18 protein-coding genes and 5 tRNA genes are annotated in these 21,794 nt (G+C 39.0%); all 23 read left to right on the forward strand.

Translation table 11 applies throughout. The annotated features are described in order from the left end of the window. The first annotated feature begins 2,913 nt into the window (after positions 1–2,913). Entirely contained in the window at positions 2,914–4,437 is a 1,524-nt protein-coding gene (cls, locus tag ABFC98_08110; protein MEN6445990.1) for a cardiolipin synthase, read from the forward strand. Between the two features lie 144 nt (positions 4,438–4,581). After that, the gene (locus ABFC98_08115) at positions 4,582–7,404 is read left to right on the forward strand and encodes a PD-(D/E)XK nuclease family protein (GenBank protein MEN6445991.1); all 2,823 of its coding nucleotides are present in this window, start codon (positions 4,582–4,584) and stop codon (positions 7,402–7,404) included. Continuing rightward, entirely contained in the window at positions 7,401–10,739 is a 3,339-nt protein-coding gene (locus ABFC98_08120; GenBank protein ID MEN6445992.1) for a UvrD-helicase domain-containing protein, read from the forward strand. Before ABFC98_08115 ends, ABFC98_08120 begins: the two co-directional genes overlap by 4 nt. A gap of 196 nt (positions 10,740–10,935) precedes the next feature. Continuing rightward, the gene (gene purS / locus ABFC98_08125) at positions 10,936–11,190 is read left to right on the forward strand and encodes a phosphoribosylformylglycinamidine synthase subunit PurS (GenBank protein ID MEN6445993.1); all 255 of its coding nucleotides are present in this window, start codon (positions 10,936–10,938) and stop codon (positions 11,188–11,190) included. Positions 11,191–11,192: 2 nt separating this feature from the next. Next, positions 11,193–11,879 (forward strand): phosphoribosylformylglycinamidine synthase I, encoded by a 687-nt coding sequence (purQ, locus tag ABFC98_08130; GenBank protein ID MEN6445994.1) that lies wholly within the window; start codon positions 11,193–11,195, stop codon positions 11,877–11,879. Beyond that, on the forward strand, positions 11,860–12,558 hold the full coding sequence (locus ABFC98_08135) for a ComF family protein (protein ID MEN6445995.1): 699 nt from the start codon (positions 11,860–11,862) through the stop codon (positions 12,556–12,558). The genes purQ and ABFC98_08135 overlap by 20 nt, the downstream gene beginning before the upstream one ends. Positions 12,559–12,561: 3 nt before the next feature. Continuing rightward, entirely contained in the window at positions 12,562–12,960 is a 399-nt protein-coding gene (locus tag ABFC98_08140; protein ID MEN6445996.1) for a hypothetical protein, read from the forward strand. Between the two features lie 15 nt (positions 12,961–12,975). After that, positions 12,976–14,838: a glutamate mutase L gene (locus ABFC98_08145; protein ID MEN6445997.1), complete on the forward strand. Its 1,863-nt coding sequence runs from the start codon at positions 12,976–12,978 to the stop codon at positions 14,836–14,838. A gap of 11 nt (positions 14,839–14,849) precedes the next feature. Then, positions 14,850–15,980, forward strand: a complete 1,131-nt coding sequence (locus ABFC98_08150) for a hypothetical protein (GenBank protein ID MEN6445998.1) — start codon at positions 14,850–14,852, stop codon at positions 15,978–15,980. A 603-nt stretch (positions 15,981–16,583) separates the two neighbouring features. Continuing rightward, a complete protein-coding gene (locus ABFC98_08155; GenBank protein MEN6445999.1) occupies positions 16,584–16,925 on the forward strand; it encodes a hypothetical protein in 342 nt (113 codons plus the stop codon). Next, positions 16,925–17,557 (forward strand): YiiX/YebB-like N1pC/P60 family cysteine hydrolase, encoded by a 633-nt coding sequence (locus ABFC98_08160; GenBank protein ID MEN6446000.1) that lies wholly within the window; start codon positions 16,925–16,927, stop codon positions 17,555–17,557. Before ABFC98_08155 ends, ABFC98_08160 begins: the two co-directional genes overlap by 1 nt. Before the next feature lie 58 nt (positions 17,558–17,615). After that, complete coding sequence (locus ABFC98_08165; protein ID MEN6446001.1) at positions 17,616–17,768, forward strand: hypothetical protein; 153 nt, start codon at positions 17,616–17,618, stop codon at positions 17,766–17,768. A gap of 50 nt (positions 17,769–17,818) precedes the next feature. Continuing rightward, a tRNA-Thr gene (locus ABFC98_08170) sits at positions 17,819–17,893 on the forward strand. 14 nt (positions 17,894–17,907) lie between these two features. Continuing rightward, positions 17,908–17,993, forward strand: a tRNA-Tyr gene (locus ABFC98_08175). Between the two features lie 22 nt (positions 17,994–18,015). Then, positions 18,016–18,092, forward strand: a tRNA-Gly gene (locus tag ABFC98_08180). Between the two features lie 16 nt (positions 18,093–18,108). After that, a tRNA-Thr gene (locus ABFC98_08185) sits at positions 18,109–18,184 on the forward strand. 149 nt (positions 18,185–18,333) lie between these two features. Then, positions 18,334–19,518, forward strand: a complete 1,185-nt coding sequence (tuf, locus tag ABFC98_08190) for an elongation factor Tu (GenBank protein MEN6446002.1) — start codon at positions 18,334–18,336, stop codon at positions 19,516–19,518. 18 nt (positions 19,519–19,536) lie between these two features. Beyond that, on the forward strand, positions 19,537–19,683 hold the full coding sequence (gene rpmG / locus ABFC98_08195; GenBank protein MEN6446003.1) for a 50S ribosomal protein L33: 147 nt from the start codon (positions 19,537–19,539) through the stop codon (positions 19,681–19,683). Positions 19,684–19,709: 26 nt separating this feature from the next. After that, positions 19,710–19,785: transfer RNA gene (locus ABFC98_08200), tRNA-Trp, on the forward strand. 66 nt (positions 19,786–19,851) lie between these two features. Continuing rightward, positions 19,852–20,037: a preprotein translocase subunit SecE gene (gene secE, locus ABFC98_08205; protein MEN6446004.1), complete on the forward strand. Its 186-nt coding sequence runs from the start codon at positions 19,852–19,854 to the stop codon at positions 20,035–20,037. A gap of 16 nt (positions 20,038–20,053) precedes the next feature. Beyond that, positions 20,054–20,587, forward strand: a complete 534-nt coding sequence (gene nusG / locus ABFC98_08210; GenBank protein MEN6446005.1) for a transcription termination/antitermination protein NusG — start codon at positions 20,054–20,056, stop codon at positions 20,585–20,587. 24 nt (positions 20,588–20,611) lie between these two features. After that, complete coding sequence (rplK, locus tag ABFC98_08215; protein MEN6446006.1) at positions 20,612–21,043, forward strand: 50S ribosomal protein L11; 432 nt, start codon at positions 20,612–20,614, stop codon at positions 21,041–21,043. Between the two features lie 39 nt (positions 21,044–21,082). After that, positions 21,083–21,787 (forward strand): 50S ribosomal protein L1, encoded by a 705-nt coding sequence (rplA, locus tag ABFC98_08220; GenBank protein MEN6446007.1) that lies wholly within the window; start codon positions 21,083–21,085, stop codon positions 21,785–21,787. Positions 21,788–21,794: the final 7 nt, after the last annotated feature.

The raw sequence follows: 21,794 nt of genomic DNA on the forward strand, positions 1-21,794 counted from the left end.
TGTTAGGGAATTGTTACTCGGCTGTAAGAGGATAATGTAAGCAAAACAGGGCTGCTAATATGTGAAGCTTTAGAAAAAACGGATTTCAGGTTTGGTTTTTTGAAACGAGGATTTCAGGATTTTAGGAGTTAGAGGATTTATTTTTATAAAACAGGATATTTATCAAGTTCGAAAATGCAGGAGGGTTGAAGTCCTCGTCAACCACAACAAATAAACTCTCAAGCTTGTATAGAATTAAGCGGAAACTGTATAACTCATTTTTCATTGGGAACGACGATATGTTGTTCTTTCTGGAATATTCTCTCACAGATTTAGTTTTAGTAACAAGGATTTCAGGTTTGGTTTTTGGAAACGAGGATTTAAGGATTTAAGGATTTAGAGGATTATTTTTTTATAAATGGTGATTATAAAAGAGCGTATTATAAAGCCCCTTGTGGGCGACACAATGATAGCGATGGAGGCGTAAGCCCCTCGTAAAATGGAAGACACCATTGCTATCATTTCATATTTTGCAATCTAAAAAAGCCCTTGTGGGCGACACAATCATAGCGATGGTGGCGTAAGCCCCTTGAAAATAAAAAGAATTAAGATAAAAGTTCCGTTAGGAACGATACATATTAACGACGGGTTTTTAACCCGGCGATAAGAAGAATTGATAAAAAAGTCCCAGCGGGACGACAGATAATAGCGATGGTGGCGTAAATAATCTTTCGGCTGTCGTCTTTAAGTCAAAATCGGCCTTTTCAATAAGATTATTAATGACCTCATTCAAAGATAGGAAACAAGAATGAAATTGTCAGGAAAATCACAAGCAAAACCGATTTTAACTCAAAGGACTACACAATCATAGCGATGGTGGCGTAAGCCCCTCGAAAAGAAAGATATATAGTGAAAAAAGTTCCGTTAGGAACGATACATATTAACGACGGGTTTTTAACCCGTTGCAAAGAATAACTGTATAAAAAAGTCCCAGCAGGACGACAGATAATAGCGATGGTGGCGTAAATAATCTGTCGGCTGTCGTCTTTAAGTCAAAATCGGCCTATTTTATGAGATTATTAGTGACATTGTTCAAAGATAGGAAACAAGAATGAAATTGTCTGGAAAATCACAAGCAAAACCGATTTTAACTCAAAGGACTTCATAATGATAGCGATGGTGGCGTAAATAATCTGTCGGCTGTCGTCTTTAAGTCAAAATCGGCCTATTTTATGAGATTATTAATGACATCATTCAAAGATAGGAAACAATAATGAAATTGTCAGGAAAATCACAAGCAAAACCGATTTTAACTCAAAGGACTACATAATGATAGCGATGGTGGCGTAAGCCCCTCGAAAAGAAAGACATATAGTGAAAAAAGTTCTGTTAGGAACGATACTTACTAACGCCGGGTTTTTAACCCGGCGAATACGATCCACGACGAAAATAAGTCCCAGCGGGACGACAGATAATAGCGATGGTGGCGTAAGCCCCTCGAAAAAAAGAAGATACAATATTTATCATTTTGTATTTTGCAATCTAAAAAAGCCCCTTGTGGGCGACACAATGATAGCGATGGAGGCGTAAGCCCCTCGTGAAAAAAGACATATAGTGAAAAAAGTTTCGTTAGGAACGATACATATTAACGACGGGTTTTTAACCCGGCGATAAGAAGAATTGATAAAAAAGTCCCAGCGGGACGACAGATAATAGCGATGGTGGCGTAAATAATCTGTCAGCTGTCGTCTTTAAGTCAAAATCGGCCTTTTCTATGAGATTATTAGTGACCTTATTCAAAGATAAGAAGAAAGAATGAAATTGTCTGGAAAATCACAAGCAAAACCGATTTTAACTCAAAGGACTTCATAATGATAGCGATTGTGGCGTAAGCCCCTCGGGGAAAAAGACATATAGTGAAAAAAGTTCCGTTAGGAACGATACATATTAACTACGGGTTTTTAACCCGTTGCAAAGAATAACTGTATAAAAAAGTCCCAGCAGGACGACAGATAATAGCGATGGTGGCGTAAATAATCTGTCAGCTGTCGTCTTTAAGTCAAAATCGGCCTATTCTATGAGATCATTAATGACATTGTTCAAAGATAGGAAACAAGAATGAAATTGTCAGGAAAATCACAAACAAAACCGATTTTAACTCAAAGGACTACATAATGATAGCGATGGTGGCGTAAATAATCTTTCGGCTGTCGTCTTTAAGTCAAAATCGGCCTTTTCTATGAGATTATTAGTGACCTTATTCAAAGATAAGAAGAAAGAATGAAATTGTCAGGAAAATCACAAGCAAAACCGATTTTAACTCAAAGGACTACATAATGATAGCGATGGTGGCGTAAGCCCCTCGAAAAATAGAATTAAGATAAAAGTTCCGTTAGGAACGATACATATTAACGACGGGTTTTTAACCCGGCGATAAGAAGAATTGATAAAAAAGTCCCAGCGGGACGACAGATACTAACGAGGGGTTTTAACCCGGCGAAATAATGAATGGATATAAAAGTCCCGATGGGACTTTAAATTATAAATCCTCTAAATCTTAAAAATCCTGTTCATCCCAGACCTATTATTTTGCTTTTTGCGGAAGAACGGCATCCTGCCGTTCACCCAACAACCAAATTATACAGTTCCCACTCAATTTTAAAATTGTCTGATAGTTTGTTTGTTGTGGTTGACCAGGAGGTCAACCTTCCTATATTTTAGCGACGGGTTAAAACCTGCTGATCTTATCTCTCATCACGCTAATTCACTTTTCCACTTGACAATCTATTACCGTATTTACAAAATTGATTTTGCAGATATAATATAATGGAATTTTAGGCAAAGGCAACCTGTGTGTGAAAAAGAACAGCAAAGCTACAAAAGAGGTGAACTATTATAACTTCCAGTAAGTTATGGGATGCCATAGCACTTATTATGGCTCTCTTAATCAGTTTAGTATTGATTGCTTCACTAACTCAGCTAATTGTGGGTGGTTCAGTTTTGGAAACATTCAGCAAAGTAACTCTGCGCATCATAAATATCCTGTTTGGTATATCCATAGTATTGGTCATTTTGATAGTAGTGATGGAAAATGGTTCTCCGGCGACAACTATGGCTTGGATATTAGTTCTCATATTTTTGCCTATAGTCGGTTTTATTTTGTATTTGTTTTTTGGTAGAAACTGGCGTAAAAAACGCTTATTCAGTAAAAAGGGTTATGCAGACATCCAAAATCTTATAACCTATATCCAAAAATATCCGCTTCCCAAAGAAAATAACTGGCAGACGGAATTAAGCGCGCGTTTAAATAAATTACTGGAAAATAACAGCAAGGCAACGCTGACGATAAATAACGATGTAACTTTGTATTCCGATACCTTACAAGCATTTAAGGCAATTTTGGAAGGGATTGCTTCTGCCCGTTATTTTGTGCATTTGGAATATTTTTCCATTAATGCCGATGAAACGGGTTACGCTTTGCAAAAATTGCTAATTCAAAAGGCGATGGAGGGAGTAGAAATTCGCTTTATTTATGATGATGTTGGTTGTTGGATGTTGAAAAAGAGTTTTAAAAATGAGTTACGCAATGCGGGTGTGGAATTTGTGCCTTTTATGCCGGTCTGGATTCCTTTTTTAAATAGTCGCTTGAACTATCGCAATCACCGAAAACTGGTTATCGTAGATGGGAAAAAGGCATATTTGGGTGGCTTGAACATAGGCGATAAATATTTGGGGCGAAAACGCTATTATGGTTATTGGCGAGATTCCTTAGCTGAAATTGAAGGTCAAGCAGCGCTTGCTTTGCAGGCAATATTTTTAACGGACTGGGATTTTGTGACAGGCAAAAACTTGATGCAAGAATGCCTGCTGGATAAATATCTTCCTGTTCTTCCAGCCGAGAAACAATACTTTTTGCCAATGCAAATTGTTGCCAATGGTCCAGATAGCGATTATGACAGCATTATGCAATTATATTTTGCAGCCATTACTTATGCCAGGAACAATATCAGAATCTCCACTCCCTATCTGGTTTTGAATGAAAGTTTGCTGTCGGCTTTGAAAATTGCTGCAATTAGCAAGGTTAAAATACAAATTCTGGTTCCGGACAAGCCAGATCACTTTCTGGTCTTTTGGGCTTCGCGTAGCTATTTTCAACAGCTTTTGGATGTAGGAGTGGAAATCTGGACTTATCATAAGGGCTTTAACCATTCCAAAACACTAATTGTGGATGAAGAAGTGCTTTTAATAGGAACCGCTAATATGGATATGCGCAGTTTTAATCAAAATTTTGAACTGGCGGCTACAATATATGATAAAAATGTCTGTCTGGAAGCAATCCATCAATTTGAAGAAGACCTAAAATATAGCAGTAAACTTGATCCGGAGAAATTTCAACAACGCAGTATGGTGCAAAAGACCAAAGAATCCATTTGTCGTTTGGTTTCTCCTTTATTATAGAAATGGAATGCTAAATGTGGCGCTAAATCCTATAAGAAATAGGAAGGAAGTTACTTAAAAGCTATGCAGAATTTCAAATTGATGGTGGTAGAGGAGCGATAAAAATCTCGTTCTTCTCTGGAAAATGTGTAAAAGGAAAAAATTATGAAATTTATCAATTATCCGCTTTCCGAAAACCTGGAAACAAAAGTGCAGGATCTTATTGCTCCCAATTGCCTTTTTGTTTTTCCCACTTTAAGTTCGGCTAAAAGAGCCGCCAGAGATTATTTACAAAATTGGGATCTTTCAAATTGCCTTTTTTACAGTATGGAAGAATTACGCGCTGCTCTTATTTTGCCTGAGCAACCTGTTTTAACCGATGAAAAACGCCTACTGTGTCTTTATTTGGTGATGGAAGAAAGCGAGCGAGAATTTTTTCATATCTTTAATTATTCTGATATAGTGGACTGGGGACGGCGTTTTTTTGATTTTTATGAAGAACTTTGCGAAGAATGTGTAGCGATAGAGGCCTTGGAACAATTACCCGATTCCGGAACATTTCATACGCAAGAATGGCAAGAAATATATCTGCAAAAGATTATTACGATTCGTAACAATTACTGTAAATTCATTGGGTCTATGGGTTTTAGCGATGCTATTTTATATCTGTTGCCAGAAAATATTACCGTTCCCTGGCAGGGCTATAATATATATTTTATCAATCAATATTATTACAGCGCTCTGGAAAAACGGCAAATTAAAGCCCTGGAAGATTCTGGAAACAACATAAGCATAGTTACACATAGTTTAGAGATATCAGGCAATGCGGAAAACTGGAAAGTGCAGGACTTTGATTTGCAAAGCGCTTGGAATTCTCTGAAGCGCAAACCTCAAATAGAAATTTTGGAATCGGACAATGAAACTCAGATGGCTTTGGCATTTTTAGCTTGGTTTTCAGAACAAAAAAGGACTAATGGCGCAATTATAGACAGCAGTTTTTATTTAAAAAGTTACAGCCACTTCTTTCCGGAAGAACATTTTGCCAAGCCCGACAGTTATTCTTTCAGTGAAGGAACCATCTATAAAATGCTTGTGGCAGTTCGCGCAGGATTAAAATCAATAAATGAGAGCGAGGGCTCTTTAGCTGTAAAAATACTGGCGAATTATATCTCCGATGATTGGTTTTGTCGCTATTTTTACGCTGAAGAGCTTTGTTTGGATCCAGAGGTATATTTACAGCAACTGCGTATGGAACTTGCCTATTTGATAGACAGGGATTATCTGTATGTGGATTGTGCTTTGTTTGATTCGATAGACAAACCGATGCTAAAAAATCTAATACGGGAATATTATAGATTAATTTACGCTTTCGGCAATATAAAAAACTTAACTGATCTCTGTGCTCTGATAGATGCTGAAAAGGGATTGTCGCTGAACAAATTGCTAAATGAGGAAGAAAAACAATATACCGATATTATGCCGGTTTTTTGGAAACAGATGGCAAATTTCACGGCAATTGAAAATCTGGGTTTGATCAGTTCGTGGCAACAAATTTGGGCGGAAGAAACTTTGGGAGAAAATTTACTGGAATTGCTGGTTAATTATTTGAAAAGCGCTAAAATAACACTGCATCGCAAAGAAAATTTATCACCCGAGTGGGAAATTAGTAATCTACTGGATTCTCGCAATCGAAACTATCGTTCCATAGCTTTTTTGCAGATGATTGAAGGTAGCGTTCCTTCCAGCCCTACTCCGGTTTGGTTATTTAATGAATCCCAGCGGGCAAAATTGGGGCTGAAGACATATAACGATATCAGAAGCAGAGAGCGTTATTATTTCTTTCGGCTTTTGCTGTGCTCTGAGCAGGCAGTTTGCTTAAGCTATGTAAATCAAGAAAAAGATATCAGTCCCAGCTCCTTTTTGGGAGAATTGGCAGAATTTTTAAAAGACCAAGAAGCGGAATTGTTGTCTAAAAAGAAAGTAGTTGTTTCTCTGCAAGAAGTATATAAATCATCAGCCGTCGAAAAGCAAATCGTGGGTGTGGAAGATAATGAACAATGCCAGAGAGAAAAGAACTTTCCCGAAGATTTTTTTATTATCCCTTCCGACCCCGCAATGGATATTCCGCAGGATAAAAATGTTTTGTTTAGTGCATCCTCGCTGATTCAATTCTTGAAAAACCCCTTTCTCTGGTTTGTGGAGAATAAATGCAAACTCTCTCTTCAAAATTGGGAAGCGGAAGAGACCATTAGCTATAAACTCTTTGGAAATATTATGCACACTTATTTTTCCACTACTCTTGCCAAATTGAAAGGTGAGCATACTTCCGTGGAACAACTGGAACAATTGTTCGGAAATAATGAAAAGCTGGAAAGACAATTGAAAGAAGTGATCAATTCCGCCAAACATAAATATCAGATACCCAAAAACTACAATGCCGATTTTTTAGGTGATATTCTGGCAAAGAGATTGGCACAATCGCTCAATATTTTCTATACTGACTGGTTGAAAAAACAGATTGATCGCCGCGAGTTCATTCTCCTTCCCGAAATGGAAGAATTGTATGAAGAAGAGTATGTTTATAAACCCTTAGGAGTAGTTCAATTTGCTGATAACGATTATACACTTTCCATAAAAGGCCGGGCAGACCTGCGGATTGAATTGGAAAATAAGGCATTTATCGTCGATTTTAAAACCGGTAGCCATGACTATCGTCAACTCTGCATATACGAATGGTATTATTATCTTTTGGATGAAGTTTTGCCTGAAGATAGTGTTTCATCTCTATTTTGGAATATATTTGATCCTTCCGGAAAAATGGAAGGCGTGAAGGAAGACAAACGCCAGAAACTTAAAACGCAAATATTTGAACACTTCTTATCCTGCCTTGCAAATGGCTATAGCACGATTACTAAAATTGCCGATAGACAGCGCTTGCAAAATATTACCAGAGCGGACTTGCTGAACATTAAAAAAGGGGGTGTATGATGACGGAAAATAACTGCCGAATAATATGTGCCAGCGCTGGAACGGGAAAGACCTATCGCCTTTCTCTGGAATATATATCGCTGATTTTACAATATTATGGAACAAGTGAATTTTCTCCTGATAATATCCTCGTTTTAACTTTTACCCGCAAAGCAACGGCTGAAATAAGAGAACGCATTGTCAATCATCTGGAATTGTTGCTTTCCGAAAATGAACAGGATTTGGAAAAGCAAAATGAACTGCTGAAAAATCTGCGAGAACTAAGAGAAGAGGAAAACATCCCTTTAAGCGATCTGGAGAAAAACCTCTTGTTTAGCGCGCGTAAAGAAATTATCTGTGATCAGAGCCGTTTACAGGTAATGACAATTGATTCTTACACTGGGCAAATTTTTCGTAATATTGTGCGTCCTTTGCGTAATATTGAACGCTACAACATAGATACCGAAGCGGTGAAAAAAATTATGCCATTTCTATTCAATCATCTGATGAAACCTGATTTTCGCAATCGTTTACAGCGTTTGTTAAGCAGGAAAGTAAGCCGTTCGTTGGATGATTATACTGCTTTTTTTCTATCTTTAATTAATCAGCGCTGGCTTTATTATTTGATAACCAGGCGTCAAACAAGTAAGACCAACTTACAACCGGGACGATTGATTGAACTGAACTATCAGACGGAGGGCTCTGAAATTTATGCTAAGTTCTTGATAGCTATGCAGGATTTGATAAAGATAGTTGCAGATATCTGTTCTTCACTTGCCAAAGCGCCTTTGGAGGATTATTTTAATAAGGATTTTAGGAATCTGGTAGTGAAGGAAGCAATTAGTCCAGCGGGAATTTTGCAGAACTTAAAAGAGCTTGATTTGGACGCCAGAGAAAAACTTCTAATGATTATGGCTAAGAACAATGTCTGGAATAAGCAGAAAATTAGCGAAAAAAAATACGGTGCAGAAAATATTGCTTTGCAAACTGCCCAAAAAGATGCTCAACTACAGCTGGCAGATTATTTGATCCTAAAACTCTATCTTCCTGAACAGCAAGAGATTATGGAGATATGGTCAATCATTCTGGCAGAATATGATCGTCTCATATATCGCTATAAAAATCTTACCTACAATGATGTAACTTGGTTTACTTTTGAAACGCTCTTCAGTGAAGAACCGCCCTTTTTGAATCCAGAAAGTGCTGTTTCCGCTACGGAATTTTATCAGTTTTTAACGCACAGAACCCGTTTTCTGCTGATAGATGAATTTCAGGATACTTCCTTAATTCAATTCAATGTGCTGAAACCAATAATAGAAGAAATCACTGCGGGAGAAGGTTCCAAACCTTTTGGGGGAGTGATTGTAGTGGGTGATGAAAAACAATCTATCTTCGGTTGGAGAGGCGGAGAAAGAGATTTATTGCTAAATCTGAAAGATATTTTCCCTGCTCTGAAAGAAGTGGAAATGGAAACTCTGAAACAAAGCTTCCGCTGCGGACCAACCTTGATGGAATTTGTCAATCAGGTTTTTAATAATGAAGCATTACATAAAATCCTGCACGCCAAAGAAATGAAGTGGAATTACAGCCGCATTGAAAGCCAAGAATATAGAAAAGAAGAAGGCACGGAAATTGAATTCTGTCTGCATAATGCTTCTTTCAGTGCCGCTAATAAAGATCCTGATGCAGATATTTATACGGATTTTGTGAAACGAATGGTAATACCTGCCTTGGAAGCTGATTCTTCCGGTTCCATTGCCGTTTTATGTAGAACCAACGAAGATCTTAGAAAAATTCAACAGGCATTGGACATTTCCGGAACAACCAGTTTGTTCCAACCGAACCGGTCTATAATTGAATATCATTTGGTAGCCCCTTTGCTATCCTGGCTAAGGTTTTTGGCTTGGGGTGACTGGATAGATTTTATTGCTTTTCTGCGTTCGGATTATGTTCTAATCAATACAGATGTGCTAAAACAAACGCTCATTATTATTTCCGAAACCCTCGCCATCCAAAAGAAATATCAAAAACCGTTTGCGATTAATTTTGCTGCTTTACCTTTGGTTAACGAATTTTATGAACTTGCTTTAAGCCAAAAAGGGAGAAATGCCACAGATATCTGCAGAGAAATTATAGATATCTGTTTACCCTGCCAAAAAACGAATGAGCGCGATTATCTAAATTTACAACGCTTCCTGGATATTGTATCCACCCGATTGTTAACGGAACCAGAAAAAGGAACTTCCCTTCCGGACTTGCTAACCTATTTAACAGAAAACGCTGCCTCCGAAGATTTTACCCAAGTATCCGTAAATGCCGGAGATGGTTTGCAACTACTTAGTTTCCACAAATCCAAGGGATTACAATTTAAGCGGGTTTTTGTTTTCTATAATTTTTCTACGGGGCATAGGGACTCAGACAATAAATTATCCTGGGCTTTGGACTATGAGGATAAGACCTTTAATAAAATCAAAGATTTCTGCCTAAGCTTGCATTATCAAAAAATCTTGGCTTTATCCAGTTATGCAGACCTCTATTTGCAGGAACAAAAAAGAAATCAACTGGAAGAAATGAATAACCTCTATGTTGCCTTTACCCGTGCCGAACAAAAACTGCACCTTTACTTTAACTATCAATGCAAAGACGGGTGGGATTTTTATTATAATGCCAATAAGGAAAACAAATTGGTAGTAACTCTTTGCGAAGCGGTGAACGAAATATTTATCAATTCTGAACCTGACGAGCGAGGCATATATACTAAAAAAAGTTGCTTCAAATTGAATGAGAAAGAAGAGGGCAATGTATCCGATAGTTCAAAAACAACACAGCAACTAAATGGTTCGCAGCTGAAAATCCGGCATTCCAGACCTGACTGTTGGGATGATTATCTGCCTGCGGAACAAATCAAAGTGCCCAATCTGAAAAATTACTATTTGCTGGAACGACCGAATTTAATTGGCGATTTAATGCATTATTATATGTCTTTCATTATCAGAAATGAGGCAGATGAACATAAATATGCTTGGCTAAGATGTCTAAACCGCTATGGTTCCATTTTTGTCAGCGCTCAAATCGGTTCTTATACGCATCGCTGTCAAAATACCTGCCAAAATAATCCTTTTCTGTTTGCGGCGCAGTGGGATAAAATATTTACGGAACAGGAAATACTTTGGGAAGGAAAACTGATGCGAATTGACCGTCTGATGATAAATACAGCTGAGAAAGAAGCATTGATAGCGGATTATAAAAGCGGAGATATTTATGATTCCAACCAACTTTTAAATTATAAAAATGCGCTTTTAAAACTACCTGCCTTGCAAGGTTATAAGATCAATACCCAAATTGTAGTTTTGTAAACATTATGTAGATAGTTAGAATTTATGATGCCTAAAGTCGATTAGCCCTATATTGAAAGGACTATAGAACTTCTAAGGGTAGTATAGCAAAAACTAACTGGAAATTAGTAACTTGAAGGGTATCTAACAAAAGTATTGACTAAATAGGCAAGTAAAAAGAAAAGGATAAATTAGAAAAAAGTGCAAAGGAAACGCTATGCTGAAAGCGAAAATCTATGTTCAACTCAAAGCCAGTGTTCTTGATCCGCAAGGCAAGGCAGTAACCAATTCCCTTCATAATTTGGGTTATGCTGATGTGCTTGAAACTCGCATCAGCAAATATATAGAGATGAGTTTCACGAGTGATGACAGAGAAAAAGTAAGCCAGCAAGTGGATCAAATCTGCAATAATCTTTTGGCTAATCCCAATACAGAGACCTATCATTACGAAATAGTATCAGTGGAGCAATAATTTTGAGGATCAGCGTTATTACTTTTCCCGGTTCCAATTGTGATCACGATGCTTATCGAGCTTGCCAAAGCAGAGGACATCAAACAAAACTTATCTGGCATAAAGACACTAATCTGGAACATCCGGATTTGGTTATTTTACCGGGCGGGTTTTCTTATGGCGATTATCTTCGCTGTGGTGCATTGGCAAGGTTTTCTCCCATTGTCCAAGAAGTTATGGCATTTGCTAAGAAAGGTGGTTTACTGATGGGTATTTGCAATGGTTTTCAGATTTTAACTGAATGCGGTTTGCTGCCGGGAACATTATTGATGAATTCTTCGTTGGAATTTATCTGCAAACATCAATTCATAAAAGTGGAAACACAGGCAAGTCCTTTCACTTGTAGCATTTATAAAGGTAAAGTGTTGGATATACCAATAGCGCATAAAGAAGGAAATTACTTTATAGATGGCAATGGTTTAAAACAATTGCAGGATAACGATCAGATCCTTTTTCGCTATTGTGACTCAGAAGGCAATATCAATATGGAAAGTAATCCCAATGGCTCTTTAGATAATATAGCAGGGATTTGTAACAAGCAACGCAATATTTTAGGAATGATGCCACATCCTGAGCGTTCCACAACCGAAACCGTGATTAGTAAAGATGGAAGGCAGATTTTTGAAGCCGTTGAAAAGGCCTTGGCTTAATTTGCTGGAATTGATCATTCCACCCGCCTGTTTGGTTTGCGGAGAAAGAATAGAAGACCGCACTCAAGTTATTTGTGCAGATTGTGAAACGAAAATAGCATTTATGGGAGAGGGAACCTGTCCTGTTTGCGGCAGCGAAAATACAGAATTTCCCTGTGAGGTCTGTGCGGAAGGTAATTTTGAGTTTGATTCCGCTCGTTCCGTTTTTCATTTTTCTGGCGCAGTGAAAGAATTGATTCATATTTTAAAGTATGAGGGCTATGTATCCCCCGCGGGATATTTTGCTTTGCCGATAGCGGAGATGATTGATTCCGAACCAGATTTTAAGAACCACGATTATATTTGTGCCGTTCCTTTACATAGAGTACGCAAAAGGGAGCGCGGCTATAATCAGTCAGATCTGATAGCTTTTGCAGTGGCAGCATTGACTAATCTGCCTTATGTGAATCCTATAAGAAGGAAAATAAACACTTTTAGCCAGACCTTGCTTTCCCGTGAACATAGAATCCAAAATTTAAACGGCGCTTTTACCGTTAAAGACAAAAAACAGGTGCAAGGGAAAAAAATAATACTGATTGATGATGTATTTACCACTGGCAGCACTTTAAATGAAATCGCCAAAACTTTGCATTGTGCAGGAGCTGATAAAATCAGCGCCATAACTGTTGCGAGAGCTTAAAAGATGAATAAAGATTTTTGGGAAATCCGTCCCGAAACCTCAGAAAGCGAAATCAACGAAATGATTGAGAAAGTGGCAAAATTCATTGCAGAGCGTCACTTAGCTCCTGCGGGGATTTTACTTTTTGAATCCATTCGTCCCTTGCACGGTATTGGAAGTCAGGCACTATTTATGATTTTACCGGTGGCAGAGATTATTTTTGATTCTCAAAAATATCAGCAGTTTGCCATAATGATGGAAGATGAAAATAACCTAAAAAAACTAATCAGCAGAATGGATGAGCTGGATGAACAATATACGCGCGAACGCAGAAAAGAAAACCGATTAAAAAAACAACATCGCAGAGCTAAAAGAAAAGCGCTGCTTCATAAAATATTTAAAACCGGAAATAAAACTGCTTGAATAAGTGGAGGATATATGCAATACGACGAAAAACGCCTTACGCGCATTGTGGCAACTGATTGTGGTAGCACAACGACTAAGGCAATATTGATTGAATGGGTGGATGGAGAATTTCGTCAAACCATACGCGGTGAGGCACCTACAACAGTGGAAGCGCCTTTGAACGATGTTACCAAGGGTGTTATCAATGCCACCCAAGAATTGGAAGAATTGGCGCGTCTGAAGTATCACAATACCAATATCAGATTTATGGAAAATGGGGAATTTGTTATTCCGCGCCAAGGTGATGTAGGTGTAGATGCTTATGTATCAACATCTTCAGCTGGCGGAGGTTTACAAATGATGGTTACAGGCGTAGTTGCAGCTATGACAGGTGAAAGTGCAGAACGCGCTGCTTTGGGTGCTGGGGCAATTGTTATGGACCTTATTGCCAGTAACGATAAAAGAATGAACCACGAAAAAATTGAACGCATCCGCCAATTAAGACCTGATATGATTTTAATGGCTGGCGGTGAAGATGGTGGCACTGTAAAACATGTGGTGGAAATGGCAGAACTGGTTGCCAGTGCAGACCCGAAACCCCGTTTAGGTTCGGGCTATAAATTACCGGTTATTTATGCAGGAAATAAAGATGCCAGGGAAGAAATTATCAAAGCGTTGGGCGAAAAAGTGGATCTGATTATTACCGATAACATTCGTCCCAAACTGGAAATTGAAAATCTCCTGCCGGCAAGAGAGAAAATTCATAATCTCTTTATGGAACATGTTATGAAACAAGCGCCGGGCTATAACAAACTTATGGAATGGACTATAGGTCCTGAACATGAACAAGTTCCCATAATGCCAACCCCTGCAGCAGTGGGAAATATTATGCAAGCAATAGCCAAAGAAGAACAGATTGAAGTAGTGGGAGTTGATATAGGCGGTGCCACAACAGATATTTTCAGTGTGTTTACCAAGGATTTTATTTTTAACCGCACGGTTAGCGCCAATTTGGGTATGAGTTACAGTATATCCAATGTTTTAGCATCAGCGGGTTTGGACAACATAATGCGGTGGGTGCCTTTTGATATTAACGAAGGCGAATTGCGTAATATGATAAAAAACAAAATGATCCGTCCTACCACGGTTCCTTCGCTTTTGGAAGAATTGGTTTTGGAACAAGCAATAGCAAAAGAAGCATTACGGCTGGCTTTTGAACAGCATAAGTCCTTTGCCAGCTCCTTAAAAGGAATGCAAAAACAGCGTGATATTTCCGAAGCGTTTAGTCAATCCGTTTCCGGAGAAACAATTGTGAATATGATGACCCTTGACCTTTTAGTAGGTAGCGGGGGAGTTCTTTCGCATGCTCCGCGTAGAAATCAGACCGTTATGATGTTGATTGATGCCTTTTTACCGGAAGGAATTACGCGTCTTTCCGTAGATAGCATTTTTATGATGCCTCATTTGGGTGTGTTATCCGAAATTAGTTCCAAAGCAGCTACAGAGGTCTTTCGTAAGGATTGTATGGTTTATTTGGGAACTTGTGTTGCTCCCGTTGGCAAATGCAAAATCGGCAAACCAGCTCTTTATGCCAAATTAGAGCTTCCTGATGGCTCTGTGTTTGAAGAAGATATCCCCTTTGGGGAGATGCGTTTGATTCCCTGTGAAGTTGGCAAAGTTGCAAAGGCAACGCTTAAAACACACAGTGGATTGATTTTGGATAAAGAAAAAAAGAAAGAATTAACCGTTGATCTGCATGGTGGGAAAGTTGGTATCGTTTTAGATACGCGTGGTCGTCAACCTTTTGTTCTTCCGGCAGAAAAATCAGTTCGGATTGCCTCCCTTAAAAAGTGGATGAAAGAACTGATAGTATATCCTGAACATATTTTAGCATAGGAGGAGAAAAAATGGGACAAGCATATTCTGCAGGATTAACCGTTACCGATAATATCATCTTACGCAAGGAACGCATTTTGCCACTTAAAGGGCAGGTTCTCGTTAAAATTGGCGATAAAGTTAAAGCCGAAGATGTTGTAGCTGAGACCTTGCTCCCCGGCAAAGTTTTACCTTTCAACCTGGCTAATAAATTGGGAGTAACTCCACAACAATTAGTTAATTACATCAAAATTCAACCAGGCCAGCAGATAACCAAGAAAACGGTTTTAGCTTCCAATAAAGGACTTTTTGGGCTCGGAATAATGAAAACGGAAGTTCTATCACCTATAGAGGGTGAAGTAGAAAATATCTCTTCCGTTACAGGACAAATTTTATTACGCGAACCACGCATTCCGGTTCAAGTAAAGGCATTTATTGATGGCTTGGTGACTGATATTATTGAAGATGAGGGTGTAATTATTGAAAATAAAAGTGCCTATATTCAAGGAATTTTTGGTTTGGGAGGAGAGACCTCTGGCGAATTAAAAATACTTGCCGATACCCCAGATGCCGAATTGGATGTAGCCAAAATTGATGCTTCCTGCGCTGGGAAAATTATTGTTGCAGGAGCTTTTGCGCCTTACCACGCCATAGACATTGCTCGTAAAAATGGCGTTAAGGCCATTATAACCGGCGGATTAGACGACGAAGACATTAAAAAATTGCTCGGTTATGATATCGGAGTTGCCATCACAGGACACGAAAACATCGGCATCACTATCGTCTGCACCGAAGGTTTTGGCAGAATTGATATGGCTAAAAAGACCTTTGACCTCTTGAAACGCTTTGAAGGACATAAGACCTCTATCCATGGCAGAACCCAAATTCGCGCCGGTGTTATCAGACCCGAAATCATTATTCCGCTTGTATTTGACGAGAAAGAACTGGTCACCAAAGAGGCAAGTATGCCCGTTTTGGAAATTGGAACTGTCATCAGAATAATCCGTCAACCGCATTTTGGACGCATTGCCAAAGTTACAGCTTTGCCGGAAGAATTGACAAAAGTGGAATCGGAAACGCTGGTTAGAGTTCTGGAAGCGGAATTTGAAGACGGAACCAGAATTATTCTACCTCGTGCCAATGTGGAAGTGATAGAATCATAACTACTTAAATTGCAACATATTGCAGTAGAAATATAGAATAAACATATTTAGGAAAGCAGTTGCCGAATTTCGATTTGGCAGCTGCTTTTGACTGTTAATATTGGGAAATCGTCTGTGGTTATTTCCGCTAACAAATTGTAGATGGCGCACTTAATTTTATAAATCTCAAGCCCGGCTTCGCAAGTTTGCTATTATCTTGAGCTATTCCATAACCGCCAAAAATGGCAGATACAAAGCGCAAATTTGGCAGCGCTACCTAATCGTCATTTTGGCAAACCATCCATTTCTTGCTTAATTAGCTGTCGTGGGGATGCGGTGGCGCTACTTGGCTAATATCCACAATGCACCACCATAGCTCCGCCATTACTAATTAGGTAAGAATTAACTATCTATTGTTCTCATATTATCATAAGCTACAAGGGGAATCATACAACGGCGTTTACCTGGAAATATATCTTGTGAAACAATTGTAAGCGAAACAGGTTGAGTGTATAAGTAAATTTCAGAAAACTATCGCAGCAAAAAAAAGCGCTGTAAAAAAATCCTTGACACTATCGAAAGTTTGAAAAGAAAGGAAATTAGAAATATTGTAAAGGAGTTACAATGAAAAAAATTCTCTTAGTCATTAGCGCCCTTACCCTAATTTTTATTCTTGCAGGTTGTGCTAAGGGTCCCGAAAGCGTTGCCCAAAAATTCGTAACTGCTTGGCAAAAAGGAGATACGAAAGAAATGGAAAATCTTTCCACTCCCGATAGCAAAGCGATGCTGGGTATGTTCTCTATGTTTAAGGTTAAAGAAGCCACCTTGGGAGAGACAAAAGTAGTTGGAGACAGTGCTGCTACAGTTAATGTATCTTATACTACTGAAGATGGAAAGAAAGACGAATTTGATTTGAATCTGGTAAAACAAAGCGGAAAATGGCTGGTAAACATTAAAGGTAAGTAATGTCTTTCAGAGACCTTGCCAAATTAGGTCTAACCACATTAATTTTATTGCTTATTGGCAGTTCGGCTATATTTTCAGGCAGGACTGCCAATTTATCTTCAAAAAGTAATTCTGAGATACCCGCTTTGGCATTAAGCAAATTGCAAGATGGCGATGTAATCCTTAGAAAAGGTAACAGTTTATTATCAGAACTCATAGCCCGAAATTTTCCCGCGGCAGAAGGTATGTCTCATTGTGGTTTTATCTTTAAAATAGATAACCATTATCAAGTTATCCATACCATTTCCAAATCACTTTCCGATATTGATGGCATTAGAATGAGTTCTTTGGAAGATTTTATCCGGGAGGCAAAACAAAATCGGATTTGCATTATTCGCTATCATAAAGAATTGAATTCGAACGAAATGAAAGAAAAATGCCTTCTTCTGCTCAAACAAAAGACACCTTTTGACGATAATTTCGACCTTAGCGATTCTTCCAAATTGTATTGTTCTGAACTATTACGCCAGATTTATTTGGAAGAAGGAGAGCAAGATTTCTTTCAAAAACGAAAAATTGCAGGCGTTTCCGTGATTGATTTTTCCACTTTCTTTAATCCTAAACTGTTTACGCCTGTTTATAAAAACTACTGAACTACTGAACTAAACAAAAATGACTATCCGACCATTGAACTATTGAAATACTAAAACGATGCTTGGGCATTATCGCCACTATGATTCTGAATTGAATGCAAAAAAAACCATTCCTATCACCCCTCCGATTTTGGTTGGTAAATATATGCAGCTGATTGCACAGGATAAAAAAGGGGGATACTTTTTACCTTTACCACCCAATAAACATTAAAAAAGCAGTTGACAATTTAGAGGGTTAAAAATTGATTGACAAGAAATGCTGCCGATGTAGCTCAAAGGTAGAGCAATTGATTTGTAATCAATAGGTTGGGGGTTCAATTCCCTTCATCGGCTCCAGAAATTATAGGTGTGGAGAGGTTCCCGAGCGGTCAAAGGGATCAGACTGTAAATCTGCTGTCGGATGACTTCGGAGGTTCGAATCCTCCCCTCTCCACCAGAAATAGTTTTTTTTTAAAAAAGCGGGAGTAGCTCAGTTGGCTAGAGCATCAGCCTTCCAAGCTGAGGGTCGCGGGTTCGAACCCCGTTTCCCGCTCCAAGGTTATATTTGTAAAGCTCAAGTAGCTCAGCAGGTAGAGCACCTCCTTGGTAAGGAGGAGGTCACCGGTTCAAGTCCGGTCTTGAGCTCCACTTTTGAAATCGGAAGATATATTTAGCCAATTTATCGGACCGTTCAAAATAAGAAAAAGGATAGTATATGCCTGAAGGTATATATTTTTAGAAAAAAATTAAGAATAAGAGATGGGCTTAAAAGATAAAACTTAAGTCCAGGAGGAACAATGGCAAAAGAGAAATATGTTCGCACTAAGCCACATCTGAATGTGGGAACAATTGGTCATATAGACCATGGAAAAACAACGCTGACTGCAGCGATTACTTTGTATCTGAGTAAAAAAGGCGGAGCCAAATTCCGTTCATTTGACAGTATTGATAATGCTCCGGAAGAAAAAGCCCGCGGTATAACTATTGCTACAGCTCATGTCGAATATGAAACAGATGCCCGTCATTATGCTCATATTGACTGCCCCGGTCATGCCGATTATATTAAAAATATGATCACTGGTGCAGCTCAAATGGATGGAGCAATTTTGGTTGTTAGCGCTGATGATGGACCAATGCCTCAAACCCGTGAGCATATTTTGCTTGCCCGCCAAGTTGGTGTACCTGCAATAGTTGTCTTTATGAATAAATGTGATTTAGTGGATGATCCGGAACTGCTTGACTTGGTGGAAATGGAAGTGCGTGAATTGCTTGATAAATATGAATTTCCGGGAGCGGAAGTTCCAGTGATTCGTGGTTCTGCTTTAAAAGCACTCAATGGAGATCCTGAAGCTGAGCAGCAAATTCAGCAACTTTTGGATGCCGTTGATACTTATATTCCACTTCCCGAACGCCCAGTTGATAAGCCCTTCTTATTGCCCGTGGAAGATGTTTTCAGTATTCCTGGCAGAGGAACCGTAGCTACAGGCCGCGTGGATAGAGGCGTAATTAAAGTTGGTGATAAGGTTGAACGGGTAGGTATCAGAGAAACAGTGGAAACAACTTGCACAGGCGTGGAAATGTTCCGTAAACTTTTGGACGAAGCTCAAGCCGGAGATAATATCGGTGTGCTGTTACGCGGTTTCGGTAAAAAAGATGTCGTGCGCGGTATGGTATTAGCCAAACCCAAATCCATTACTCCACACACAAAATTTATAGGTCAGACCTATGTATTAACCGAAGAAGAAGGTGGACGCAAGAAACCCTTCCAAACCGGTTACCGTCCTCAGTTTTATTTTCGCACTACTGATGTTACAGGTAGTTTAACTCTTCCCGAAGGAGTAAAAATGGTTATGCCCGGTGACAATGTTGAAATTCAAGCGGAATTAATAACTCCAATTGCTATGGAACAAGGGCTGCGTTTTGCTATTCGTGAAGGTGGGCATACCATCGGTAGCGGTGTAGTTTCCCAAATGTTAGAATAAAAAACCGGATACACGATAATGAGAGATATAATTATCCTTGCCTGCGAAGAATGCAAGAATCGTAATTATACTACTACGCGTAATAAACGCAAGCATCCGTCCAGAATGGAGCTGAAAAAGTATTGCCCCACCTGCCGGAAACATACTGTTCATAAGCAGCGTTAAGAGATATACACACATAAATGTTGCACAGGACAGTAGTTCAACTGGTAGAGCACCGGTCTCCAAAACCGGGGGTTGCGGGTTCGATTCCTGCCTGTCCTGCCACGACATTATTTGGTGTAACTACTATGAAGACAGTTTATTCCGATTGAACAAAGGGGAGTATAAAAAATGAAATTTGAAAAAGTTAGCCGTTTCTTTCGAGAAGTTCGAGCTGAAATGAAATGTGTCAGCTGGCCTACAAAAGCCGACCTGAAAGAGGGAACGCTGGTAGTGATTGTAATGTCTGTAATTGTATCTGCGTTTTTGTCACTTATAGATTTTGGTTTTACCAAAATTATAGAACTTGTATTTTAGGAATGGGTAAGAGCAGATGCAGTGGTATGTAATTCATACCTATTCGGGACACGAAAATAAGGTTAAGACCACTATCGAAAAAGGTCTGGCAGGCACTCCTCTGGAAAATCAGGTAGGTCGATTATTGGTTCCAGTTCGGAAGACCTTCGTGATTAGAGAAGGCAAAAAAGTTGAGCGGGATAAGAAGCTTTTTACTTCTTATGTTATTATGGAAGCGGAGATGACTCCTGAATTGAAGACATATATTCTTCAAATAGCAGGTGTAACGAGTTTTTTAGGGATAAATAAAGACCATAAAGAACCGATTCCGTTATCTCAAGAAGAGGTAGACCGGCTCTTAGGTATCACAGATCCCAATAGGGATTTGAAGGTATATTCCTATATGCCGGGAGATATGGTTAAAGTTAGTTCCGGTCCTTTTACGGATTTTGAAGGAATTGTCCAGAAAACCACGGAAAATGGGACTAAATTGATTATTGAAGTAACAGTTTTTGGTCGTAGAACACCGGTTGAATTAAATGCCAACCAGGTGGAATTAATTAAGAAATAATGAATAAGATGTTGAGGTTATAGAATGCCAAAACCAAAAGATACAACAGCAATATTAAAGTTACAGCTACCGGCTGGAAAAGCTACTCCGGCACCTCCTGTAGGTCCTGCTTTGGGACAAGTAGGTGTAAATATTCCGGAATTTTGTCGTCAATTTAATGAAAGAACGGCTGATCAACCTGGAATGGTGTTTCCGGTAATTATCTATGTAGCAAAAAATAAATCGTTTACTTTTGAGATAAAGACCCCTCCAGCTGCGATTTTGATTAAGAAAGAAGCTGGCCTTGCTACCGGTAGTGCAACCCCCAATAAGGTTAAAGTGGGTAAACTTAATAGTGAGCAGCTTAGAAATATTGCTCAAATGAAAATTCAAGATATGAATTGTTATTCCCTTGAATCTGCTATGAGTATGATCGCTGGAACTGCACGAAGTATGGGTGTCACGATTGAGGACTGATACTTCGGTGACAGGAGATAGTATTCATAAGGAGAGTCAATGAAACATAGTAAAAGGTATAATGTCGCCTACACATTGTTCGATCGGCAGAAAAGATTTGATTTGAATGAAGGGGTAAGAATCTTGAAGAGCTTTCCCGCCTCCAAGTTCGATGAAACCGTGGAAATTCATTTCAATCTGGGAGTCGATCCTCGAAAAGCGGATCAACAAATTCGTAATTCACTGGTTCTACCCAATGGAACTGGAAAAGAAATGCGAGTTTTAGTATTTGCTGAAGGTGACAAGGCAGAAGAAGCCAAAAAAGCAGGCGCCGATTATGTAGGTGTGGATGATTTAATTGAAAAAATATCGGGCGGTTGGTTCGATTTTGATGTTGTTGTTTCCACACCCAATTTAATGGGACGCATTGGAAAGCTGGGACGCGTTCTTGGTCCCAGAGGGTTAATGCCCAATCCTAAAGTTGGAACGGTGACTATGGATATCGCGAAAGCGGTGCAAGAAGCAAAAGGCGGAAAAGTTACTTATCGGGTAGATAAATTTGCCAATCTACATATTCCGGTGGGGAAACTCAGTTTTGAAGAGGACAAGCTGAAAGAAAACATCAAAGCTGTCCTTGCCGCTGTTTTAAGAGATAGACCTTCCACTTTGAAAGGAGTTTATATTAAGAGCATAACTCTCTGCACAACGATGAGTCCCGGAATCAAAATTCAGGTCGCAAGCGCAGCCATAGAAGCAAGAAGCTAAGGGAGAA

Source organism: Candidatus Cloacimonas sp. (assembly GCA_039680785.1).
Lineage (GTDB): Bacteria > Cloacimonadota > Cloacimonadia > Cloacimonadales > Cloacimonadaceae > Cloacimonas.